This is a genomic window from Microbispora amethystogenes (genome assembly GCF_016863015.1).
GTDB lineage: Bacteria > Actinomycetota > Actinomycetes > Streptosporangiales > Streptosporangiaceae > Microbispora > Microbispora amethystogenes.
Genome location: NZ_BOOB01000076.1, coordinates 1 through 11,586, shown reverse-complemented (window position 1 = coordinate 11,586; position 11,586 = coordinate 1). Strand labels below are relative to the sequence as shown.

The window sequence follows — 11,586 nt, the reverse complement described above, 5'->3', positions numbered from 1 at the left end:
CGCGCGTCCGACAACCGCTCCACCAGCAGCACGCCACAGCCCTCGGCCCACGCCGTGCCGTTCGCCCCCGAACCGTACGCGCGGCAGCGACCGTCGGGCGACAGCCCCCGCTGGCGGGAGAACTCGATGAACGCCTCCGGCGTGGCCATCACCGCCACACCACCGACCAGCGCCAGCGAGCACTCCCCCGACCTGAGCGCCTGCCCGGCCAGGTGCAACGCCACCAGCGACGACGAACACGCCGTGTCGACCGTGACCGACGGGCCCTCGAACCCGAAGACGTACGACACCCGGCCCGAGGCGATCGACCCGGTGCTGCTGTTCGCCGCGTAGTCGTGGTACATCATCCCGGCGAACACCCCGGTCGCCGACCCCCTCAGCGACGCCGGGTCGATGCCCGCCCGCTCCATCGCCTCCCACGAGGTCTCCAGCAGTAGCCGCTGCTGCGGATCCATCACCAACGCCTCGTTCGGCGAGATCCCGAAGAACCCCGCGTCGAACTCCGCCGCCTGGTGCAGGAAACCACCCGACTTCACATAACTGGTGCCGGGCCGGGAGCCTTCGGGGTCAAAGAGCTCCTCGACGTCCCAGCCGCGGTTCACCGGGAAATCGGAGATCGCGTCCACGCCGTCGGCGACCAGCCGCCACAGGTCCTCCGGCGAGGACACCCCGCCCGGATAACGGCACGCCATGCCCACGATCGCCAGCGGCTCGTCCGTCGCGTCCGTGGCGGACGGTACGGCGGTGACCTTCCGGCCCGCCCCGGTGAGTTCGGCGGCGAGGTGGCGGGCGAGCGCGGTCGGCGACGGGTAGTCGAACACCAGCGAGGCGGGCAGCCGCAGGCCGGTCTCGGCGCTCAGCGCGTTGCGGAACTCCACCGCAGACAGCGAGTCGAAGCCGAACTCGCCGAAGGCCCGGTCCGGCTCGATCGCGTCGGTGGAGGCGAAACCCAGCACCTGCGCCACGTGTCCGAGCACGAGCCGCAGCAGCATGGGCTGCCGCTCCTCCTCGGGCAGGTCGGCCAGCCGCCGCGCGAGCGCGCCGTCGGCGGATCCGGCGCCGGCGCTGCGCCGGCGGACCGCGGGGACGACGCCGCGCAGCAGATGGGGCAGGTTCTCGGCCTGGGCGCGCAGGCCGGGCACGTTCAGGGTCAGCGGCGCCAGCACCGGCTCGGCGGTCGTGAGGGCGGCGTCGAAGGCGGCCAGCCCGGTGTCGGCGGTCAGCGGGACGAAGCCGCCCTGGGAGAAGCGCGACTGCTCCAGGGTGCCGCCCATGCCGGCCGCCCACGGGCCCCAGGCCAGCGACTGGGCGGTGAGGCCACCTCCCCGGCGGTGCGCGGCCAGCGCGTCCAGGAACGCGTTCGCCGCGGCATAGCTGCCCTGACCCGGCGTCCCGAACACTCCCGACGCCGAGGAAAACAACACGAACGCCGACAACTCACGATCACGCGTCAGCTCGTGCAGGTTCAGCGCCGCGTCCACCTTCGGACGCAACACCCGATCCACCCGCTCCGGCGTCAGCGACCCGATCACACCGTCGTCCAGCACACCCGCCATGTGCACCACCGCCGACACGTCCACCCCGGCCAGCAGAGCGGCCAGCGCGTCACGATCGGCCACGTCACACGCCACCACCGACACCTCGGCGCCGAGCCCGGCGAGCTCGTCGCGCAGTTCGGCGGCGCCGGGCGCCTCCGGGCCGCGGCGGCTGGCCAGCACCAGGCGGCGCACGCCGTGCCGGGCCACCAGGTGCCGGACCACCAGCTCGCCCAGCGCACCGGTGCCGCCGGTGACCAGGACGGCTCCGTCGCCGAACCCGGCGGGCTCGGCCTCCGGCGTCGCCGTCGGCACCCGCACCAGGCGGGCCGCGTAGATCACCCCGTCGCGGACCACGACCTGCGGCTCGCCCGACGCCACCACGACCGGCACGTCCACCGAACCGTCGGTGTCCACCAGCACCACCCGGCCGGACAACTCCGACTGCGCCGAACGCACCAGCCCCCAGACGGCGGCACCGGCCAGATCGGTCACATCCTCACCCGGCAGCCCCACGGCACCCGACGTGACCACCGCCAGCACCGCATCCGCCGACCGCTCCTCCCCCGGCCACGACTGCAACGCCGACAACACCGCATGCGTCGCCCCGCGCACCGCGTCCGCCGACACACCCGGCTCACCGCGGACCACGACCACCTCGGCCGTCGACGGCTGCGCGGCGTTCAGCGGGAGGGGCGACCACTCCACCCGGTAGAGGTTCTCCGGCAGGACCGGCGACGACGCCTGCTCGGCGGAGATCGGGCGCAGCGTCAGCGAGTCGGCCGACAGCACCGGCCGTCCGCCCGTGTCGGCGACGTCCAGCGTCACCGTCCCGGCGCCGGCCGGGGTCAGCCGTACGCGGACGGCGGGCGCGCCGGCGGCGTGCAGGGCGACCCGTGACCACGCGAACGGCACGACGGCCTGCTGCTCGAACAGCCCGGCGAAGGCCGCGGTGTGCAGGCAGGCGTCCAGCAGGGCCGGGTGGATGCCGAAGTCGGCGGCGGACGACGCCGCCTGCTCGGGCAGCGCGACCTCGGCGAACACCTCGTCGCCGGAGCGCCAGACGGCCCGCAGGCCCTGGAAGACCGGGCCGTAGCCGAGGCCGGCTTCGGCGAGGTCGCCGTACAGGTCGCCGAGGTCGACCGGGGCGGCCCCGGGCGGCGGCCATTCGGCCGTCGCGTCCTCGGCGGGGGCGGCCCCGGCGGTCAGCACGCCTTCGGCGTGCAGGGTCCACGGCAGGTCCGTGCCCGGCTCGTCGAGGCGGGAGTAGATCGCCACCGTGCGCGCGGGGGACGCGGCGTCCTGCGGGCCGAGCACCACCTGGATCCGGACGCCGCGATGGACGGAGTCCGCCTCCGGCAGCGCCAGCGGCGCGTGCAGGGTCAGCTCGTCGAGCACGGCGCAGCCGACCTGGTCACCGGCGCGGATCGCCAGTTCGACGAACGCCGTCCCGGGCACCAGGACCCGGCCCATGACGCGGTGGTCGGCGAGCCACGGCTGCGCGCGGGTGGACAGGCGGCCGGTGAGGACGACCTCTCCGGAGTCGGGCATCTGGACGACCGCGCCCAGCAGCGGGTGCCCCGGGGCGTCCAGCCCGGCGGCCGCCACGTCGGCGGTGGGTGCGGCCTCCACCCAGTATCTGCGCCGCTGGAACGCGTACGTCGGCAGGTCCGCCCGCGTGGCGCCGCTCCCGGCGAAGACGGCCTGCCAGTCGACGGGAAGGCCGCTCGTGTGCAGCCCGGCGAGGGCGGCGATCATGGCGGCGGGCTCCGGCCGGTCCTTGCGGAGAGTCGGGAGGAGCGCGCCGGTTCCGGCGGTCTGCCGGGCCATCGCGGTGAGCACCGCGTCGGGGCCCAGCTCGACGAACCGGGTCACGCCCTGGGCGGCGAGGGTGCTGACGGCGTCGGCGAAGCGCACCGCGCCCCGCACCTGCTCCACCCAGTAGCGCGCGGTCCCGAAGCCCGAGTCGGCGAAGGCGCCGGTGACGGTTGACACGATCGGGACGGACGGCCGCCCGTAGTCCAGAGACTCCGCCACCTCGGCGAAGTCGGCGAGCATCGGCTCCATCAGGTGGGAGTGGAAGGCGTGGGAGACCCGCAACCGGCGCGTCTTCCGCCCCTGCTCCGCCAACCGCGCCGCCAAAGCGAGGACCGGGCCCTCCTGCCCGGACACGACCACCGCGCGGGGTCCGTTGACCGCGGCGATGTCCACCCCGTCCGTCAGCAGAGGCAGTACCTCGTCTTCGGTGGCCTCGACCGCGACCATCGCCCCACCGGACGGCAGGGCCTGCATCAGCCGGCCCCGCGCCGCCACCAGGCGGCACGCGTCCGGAAGCGACAGCATCCCCGCGACGTGCGCGGCGGCCAGCTCACCCACGGAGTGCCCGACCAGGTAGTCGGGCCGCACCCCCCACGACTCGACGAGGCGGAACAGCGCCACCTCCACGGCGAACAACCCCGCCTGCGCGTACGCGGTCTGGTCGACCAGGTCGGCGTCCTCGCCCCAGATCACCTCACGCAACGGCCGGTCCAGGTGCGCGTCCAGCTCGGACACCACCGCGTCGAAGGCTTCGGCGAACACCGGGAAGGCGGCGTGCAGGTCGCGGCCCATGCCCAGGCGCTGGGCGCCCTGACCGGTGAACAGGAAGGCGGTGTCGCTCTCGGCCGCAGCGCCCCGCACGATGGCCGCCGAGGGCTCGCCCGCGCTGAGTTCGGCCAGGCCACGCAGCACGGACTCCCGGTCGGTCGCCAGCACCACCGCCCGGTGCGCGAGCGCGGCCCGGCTCGTCGCCAGGGAGTAGCCGAGGTCGACGACGGACGTGTCCGGCGACCCGTCCAGGTGCTCCAGCAGCCGGGCCGCCTGGGCGCGCAGGGAGTCGGCGTCGCGTGCCGAGACCGGCAGCGGCACGGGCGTCGCGGCCGGCCACCCGGGCGGGCTCACCGGAACGCTCTCCGCCTCCGGCTCGGCGGGGGGCGCCTCCTCCAGAACGACGTGCGCGTTGGTGCCGCTCACCCCGAACGACGAGACGCCCGCCCGGCGCGGCCGGTCTCCCGCGGGCCACAGCCGCCGCTCGGTCAGCAGCCGGACGTTCCCCGCCGTCCAGTCCACGTGTGAGGACGGCTCGGTGACGTGCAGGGTGCGCGGCAGCACGCCGTGCCGCATGGCCATGACCATCTTGATCACGCCGCTGACCCCGGCGGCGGCCTGCGCGTGGCCGATGTTGGACTTGATGGAGCCCAGCCACAGCGGCTGGTCCGCCGGCCGGTTCCTGCCGTAGGTGGCGAGCAGGGCCTGCGCCTCGATCGGGTCGCCGAGGGTGGTGCCGGTGCCGTGGCCCTCCACCGCGTCGACGTCCGCCGTGGTCAGCTCGGCGCCGGCGAGCGCGTCGCGGATCACCCGCTGCTGCGCCGGGCCGTTCGGCGCGGTGAGGCCGTTGCTGGCGCCGTCGGAGCCGACCGCGGAGCCGCGGATCACGGCCAGCACGTGGTGCCCGTTGCGCTGCGCGTCCGACAGGCGCTCCAGCAGCAGCAGACCGGCGCCCTCGGCCCAGCCGGTGCCGTCGGCGCTGTCGGAGAACGCCTTGCACCGGCCGTCCCGCGCGAGGCCGCTCTGCTTGCTCATCCCGATGAACGGGCCCGGCGTGGACATGACCATCACACCGCCGGCCAGCGCGAGCGCGCACTCCCGGTTGCGCAGCGCCTGCGCCGCCAGGTGCAGCGCCACCAGGGACGACGAGCATGCGGTGTCGACCGTGAGGGTCGGCCCCTCCAGGCCGAGGGTGTAGGCCACCCGCCCGGAGATCACCGCGGACGCGGTGGCCGTGCCCAGGTAGGCCTCGGCCACCTCCGGCGCCGCGTCCAGCAGGCCCGCGTAGTCCTGCATGCCGGAGCCGACGAACACGCCGACCCGCTCACCGCGTACGGAGTGGGGGTCGAGCCCGGCGCGCTCCAGCGTCTCCCAGGCGACCTCCAGCACCAGGCGCTGCTGCGGGTCCATGGCGAGGGCCTCGCGGGGCGCGATGCCGAAGAAACCGGCGTCGAAGCCCGCCACGTCGGTGACGAAGCCGCCCTCCCGGACGTAGCTGCGCTCGGTGTCGAGGTCCCAGCCGCGGTCGACCGGGAACGGGCTGATCGCGTCGACCTCGTCGGCGACGAGCCGCCACAGCTCCTCGGGTGAGGTGACGCCGCCCGGGTAACGGCAGCCCATGGCGACGATCGCGATGGGTTCGGTGGCATCGGCCTCCACCTGGCGCAGGCGCGAGCGGGTCTGGTGCAGGTCCGCCGTGACCTTGCGCAAATATTCAAGGAGCTTCTCGTCGTTGCCCATCAGCGAGTCCCCAGTTAGTCCTCGGTCGGTGCCAGGTCGGTACCGGTCAGTGCTCTGTCATCAGTTCGGAGTCGATGAAGGCGAACAGGTCGTCCGCCGACGCCGTGGCCAACCGCTCGGCCGTGGTCGCCGCCTCCGGCGCGGACGTCAGCCCGTCCAGCAGGGCCTGTAGCTGCGAAGCCACCCGTACGCGTTCCTCGGGCGGCAGCGCCCCCGCCTGCGCGCCGATCCGGTTGAGGTCGGCGAGCACCGCGTCCGCGGACGGCTCCTCCGGCGCGCACAGCGTGGCGCGGAGGTGCTCGGTGAGGGCCTTCGGCGAGGGGTGGTCGAACACCAGCGTGCTCGGCAGGTTCTCCCCCGTCGCGGTGTTCAGCCTGGTGCGCAGCTCGACCGCGGCGACCGAGTCGAAGCCCATGTCCTCGAACGACCGGCCGGGCTCGACCTCGGTCGCGTCGCCGTAGCCGAGCACCGCCGCCACCTGCGTACGGACCAGGTCGAGCAGCGTGCGCTGCTGTTCGGCCGGGCTCATCTCGCGGAGGCCGGACAGCGCGGGCGACGGCCCGGCGGGCTCGGCGGCGAGGCCGGAGCCGGCCCCGGCGTCCGTGTCGCCGGACGACAACGCGTTCAGCAGGGGCCGCGGCCGGGCCAGGGTGTAGGCGGGGACGAAGCGCGGCCAGTCGAAGTCGGCGATCACGACCTCGGTGTCGTCGTGGTCGAGCGCCTGGCCGAGGGCCTTGACGGCCCGCTCGGGCCGCATCGCCGGGGTGCCGATCCGGCGCAGCACCGCGCCGAGTTCGGCGTCGACCATGCCGCTCTCCCAGGGGCCCCAGGCGATGGAGGTGGCCGTCAGGCCGCGGGCCCGCCGGTCGCGCGCGAGCGCGTCCAGGTAGGCGTTGGCGCTGGCGTAGGCGGTCTGCCCGCCGCTGCCCCAGATCGCCGCGCCCGACGAGAACAGCACGAACGCGTCGAGCGGCCGGTCGGCGAGCAGCTCGTCGAGGTGCCGCGCGCCCGCCACCTTGGCCGCGCCGACCTCGGCGAACTCCTCGACGCTGAGGTCGGCCGGCGACGCGATCCGCTGCAGGACCCCGGCGGCGTGCACGACGGCGGTGAGCGGCGGCTCGGCGGGCAGGTTGTCCAGCAGTTCGCGTACGGCGTCCCGCTGGGCGACGTCGCAGGCGACGACGCTCACCCGCGTTCCCCGGGCGGTCAGTTCCTTGGCGAGCTCGGCCGCTCCGGGGGTGGCCTCACCCCTGCGGCCGGCCAGCACGATGTGCTCGGCGCCGCGCTCCGCGAGCCAGCGTGCCACGTGCGCGCCCAGCCCGCCGGTGCCGCCGGTGACGAGGACGGTGCCGCGCGGCCGCCACGACCGCGCGGGTGCGGCGCCGCCGAGACCGGCCCGCACCATGCGCCGGCCGAGGATCCGTCCGGCCCTGACCGCGACCTGGTCCTCCCCGGTGGTCCCGGACAGGACGGCGGCGAGGCAGTCGACGGCCGCGTCGTCGATCGTCTCGGGCAGGTCGACCAGGCCGCCCCAGCGCTCGGGGTGGTCCAGGGCGACACCGATGCCGAGGCCCCAGATCGTCGCCTGGCCGGGGCTCGGCGGCGCGTCCGCGGCCTCCGTGCTCACTCCCTGTCTGGTCGCGCACCACAGCGGCGCGGTCACTCCGGCGTCGCCGAGCGCCTGCACGAGCGTGAGGGTCGCGGCGGTGCCGGCGGGCAACGAGGCGTGCCGGGGATGCGGGCGCTCGTCGAAGGCCACCAGGGACAGCACCCCCGCGAGGGACGTCCCGCCCGCGAGGGCCCGGCGGACGGCGTCGGCCGTGGCGGCGCGGTCGTCGCCGGCCTCCAGCACCTCGACCGTCGCGCCCCGGCCGGCGAGCCCGGCCGTCAGCGTCGCGACCGCCTCGCGGGCGCCGTCCCCGATCTCTCCTCCGGGTACGGCGACCAGCCAGGCGCCGCTCAGCGCGGAGCCGCCGGCCTGCACCGCGTGCCAGTCGATCGTGTAGCGCCACGCGTCCAGGTCGGCGTCCGGCAGGGCCGGGGTCTCCCGCCAGTACTGCTTGCGCTGGAAGGCGTACGTGGGAAGGTCGGTCCGGGTGCCGCCGGTGCCCTCGTAGAACGCCCGCCAGTCGATCGTACGGCCGCGCACGTGCAGGGCGCCCAGCGCCGAGACGACGTCGTGCGCCTCGCCGGCGCTGCGGGAGGACCCGCGCAGCAGCGGCACGTACGCGCGGTCCTCGCCGGGCGCGCCGTCGGCGGCGAGCGCGGTGAGCACGGCGGCGGGGCCGAGTTCGAGGAAGGTGGTGACGCCGCCGTCCGCCAGCCACCGCACGGCCTCGTGGAAGCGCACGGTCTGGCGGGCGTTGCGGAGCCAGTAGTCGGCGTTGGCCAGCTCGGCGGCGCCGACCGGCCCGCCGGTGACCGTCGAGACGAGCGGGACCCGCGGCGGGTGGTAGGTCAGCCCCTGGGCCACGGTGCGCAGCTCGGCGAGCATCGGCTCCATCAGCGGCGAGTGGAACGCGTGGGACACGCGCAGCCGCCGGATCTTGCGGCCCTTGGCCTCGAACCGCGCGGCGAGCTCGCTCACCGCGGCCTCGACGCCGGAGATCACCACGGCGGACGGCCCGTTGATCGCGGCCAGGCCGACCCGGTCGTCGAGCAGCGGCGCGATCTCCTCCTCGCTCGCCTGCACGCTGATCATCGCCCCGCCGGCCGGCAGCGCCTGCATCAGCCGCCCGCGCGCCGCCACGAGCTCGGCCGCGTCCGCGACGGACAGCACTCCCGCCGCGTGCGCGGCGGCCAGCTCGCCGACGGAGTGACCGGCCAGGTAGTCGGGCCGCAGCCCCCACGCCTCCAGCAGGCGGAACAGCGCCACCTCGATCGCGAACAGCCCGGCCTGGGTGTAGAGGGTCTGGTCGATCGCCCCGCTGTCGTCGTGCCACAGCACCTCCCGCAGGGGCCGCGCCAGGTGGACGTCCAGCTCGGCGGCGACCTCGTCGAACGCCTCGGCGAACGCGGGGAACGCGGCGTGCAGCTCCTTGCCCATCCCCGGCCGCTGCGCCCCCTGGCCGGTGAACAGGAACGCCGTCCCGCCGCGGGGCTGCGCCACGCCGCGCAGCACATCGGGGCCGTCCTCGCCGTACACCAGGGCGGTCAGGCCGCGCCGCAGGTCCTCGCGGTCGGCCGCGACCAGCACGGCACGGTGCGGCAGCGCCGCCCGAGCGGTCGCCGAGGTGAACCCGATGTCGGGCAGTGACAGCTCCGGCCTGGCGTCCAGGTGGGTCAGCAGCCGTACGGCCTGCGCGGGCAGCGCCGCACCGGTGTGCGCGGAGAGCAGCACCGGCAGGACCGGCACCGTCGAGGCCGGCGGGCGCGAGAAGGCCAGCGGGTCCTCCTCGGTCGCCGGCGGCTCCTCGACGATCACGTGTGCGTTGGTGCCGCTGAGCCCGAACGAGGAGATCCCCGCGCGGCGCGGGCGCCCGGAGACGGCGGGCCAGGGGACCGGCTCGGCCAGCAGGCGGACGGCGCCGGCCGACCAGTCCACGTTCGGCGAGGGCTCGTCGACGTGCAGCGTCTTGGGCAGGACGCCCTGACGCAGTGCCATGACCATCTTGATGATCCCGGCCACGCCCGCCGCCGCCTGGGTGTGGGCGATGTTCGACTTCAGCGACCCCAGCCAGAGCGGCCGGTCGGCCGGGCGGTTCCGGCCGTACGTCGCGATGATCGCCTGCGCCTCGATCGGGTCGCCGAGCGTCGTCCCGGTGCCGTGGCCCTCGACCACGTCGACGTCCTGGGCCGACAGCTGGGCGCTGGCGAGCGCCTGCTGGATGAGCCGTTGCTGGGACGGCCCGTTCGGGGCGGTCAGGCCGTTGCTCGCGCCGTCGGAGTTGACCGCGCTGCCGCGGACGACCGCGAGGATCGGGTGACCATTGCGCTGGGCGTCCACGAGACGTTCGACCAGCAGCAGGCCGACGCCCTCACCCCAGGCCGTGCCGTCCGCCGCCGCCGCGAACGACTTGCACCGGCCGTCGGCCGCGAGCCCCCGCTCCTGGCTGAACCCGACGAACGAGTCCGGCGCGGCCATGACCGTCGCGCCGCCGACGACGGCCAGCGTGCACTCACCGGTCCGCAGCGCCTGGATCGCCCAGTGCAGCGCCACGAGGGAGGACGAGCAGGCCGTGTCGACCGTGACCGCCGGGCCCTCCAGGCCGAAGCTGTAGGCGATCCGGCCGGACGCCACGCTGGCCAGCCCGCCGGCGCCGCCGCCCGGCGCGTAGTCGTGGTAGACGATGCCGGTGAAGACACCGGTACGGCTGCCGCGCAGCGTCGCCGCGTCGATCCCGGCGCGTTCGAACAGCTCCCAGGTGGTCTCCAGCAGCAGGCGCTGCTGCGGGTCGGTCTCCCGCGCCTCCCTCGGGCTGATCTTGAAGAAGTCGGCGTCGAACTGGCCCGCGTCGTGCAGGAAGCCGCCCATGGTGGTGTAGGTCTTGCCGGGCGCGCCGGGTTCCGGGTCGTAGAGCCCGGACACGTCCCAGCCACGGTTGACGGGGAACGACGAGACGGCGTCGCCCCCGCTCGCCACCAGCTCCCACAGGTCCTCCGGGGACGAGATGCCGCCCGGGTAGCGGCAGCTCATCGCGACGATCGCGATCGGCTCCCCCTGCCGGGCCTCCATGTCGCGGAGCAACCGCTTGGTCCGGCTCAGATCGGCGGTCGCCCGCTTCAGGTAGTCCCTGAGTTTGTCGACGTCAATCATGTCAATCTCCACTGGAAGGGACTGTCGGCGAATCGACGCCGAGTTCGCTGTCGATGGCCGCGAACAGTTCCTCGTCGCTGGCGTAGCTGAAGTCGTTGTCGGTCGTGGCGAGGCCGCCCATCACCCGGGAGTCCTGCCAGCGGCGCAGCAGCGCCTCCAGACGGGCGGTGATCCTGCCGGACTCGTCGCCCATCACGTCGCAGTTCTCCAGGGCCGTCTCCAGCGCGTCCAGCTCCGCGAACACCGGCGACGCCGAGCCTCCGGCACTGATCTCGCCGTCCAGGTAGGCGGCGATCGCCTGACCCGTCGGATAGTCGAAGACCAGGGTGGACGGCAGCGAGAGCCCGGTCATCGCGCTCAGCCGCTTACGCAGCTCGATCGCGGCCAGCGAGTCGAAGCCGAGCTCGGACAGCGCGCGGTCGGCCTCGACCGGCTCCTGCGAGGAGTGGCCGAGCACCACGGCGACCTGCTCCTGGACCAGATCGAGCACCGCCTGCGCCCGCGCGGCCCCGGCCAGGCCACCGAGCCGCTGCCGCAGCGCCGCGGCGGCGTCCTCGTCGATCGGAGGCAGGTCGACCGCCATCCTCCCGACGTTCGGCCGGTCCGCGTCGATCCAGTAGCGCTGACGCTGGAAGGCGTAGGTGGGCAGGTCAACGCGGGTGGCGCCCCTGTCGGCGTAGAAGGCCTGCCAGTCGATGGGAACGCCGGCGGTGTGGAGCTGACCGAGGGCGGCGACGACGGTGCCCTGCTCGGGGCGTCCGGCCCGCATGGTGGCGGTGAAGACCGCGCTGTCGGCTGCCTCGTCGAGGGTCTGCTGGGCCATCGCGGTGAGTACCGCGTCCGGGCCCAGCTCCACGAACCGGGTCACGCCCTGGGCGGCCAGGGTGGTGACGGCGTCGGCGAACCGCACCGCGCCGCGCACCTGGCCCACCCAGTACTGCGGGGTGCCGAACGCCCCGTCTGCCAGGT

General features: G+C 74.8%; 3 protein-coding genes. All 3 read right to left on the bottom strand.

The window, feature by feature from the left end; translation table 11 throughout:
• Positions 1-5,861: type I polyketide synthase (locus Mam01_RS37145; protein WP_239101861.1), on the bottom strand; the 5,861-nt coding region annotated here is incomplete at its 3' end.
• Between the two features lie 46 nt (positions 5,862-5,907).
• Positions 5,908-10,617, bottom strand: a complete 4,710-nt coding sequence (locus Mam01_RS37495) for a type I polyketide synthase (protein WP_204289591.1) — start codon at positions 10,615-10,617, stop codon at positions 5,908-5,910.
• Between the two features lies 1 nt (position 10,618).
• Positions 10,619-11,586: phosphopantetheine-binding protein (locus Mam01_RS35375; protein WP_239101860.1), on the bottom strand; the 968-nt coding region annotated here is incomplete at its 5' end.

Bases quoted from the DNA above. Each gene is read 5' to 3' on its own strand.
- Mam01_RS37495 (WP_204289591.1), bottom strand. From the start codon at position 10,617: ATGATTGACGTCGACAAACTCAGGGACTACCTGAAGCGGGCGACCGCC.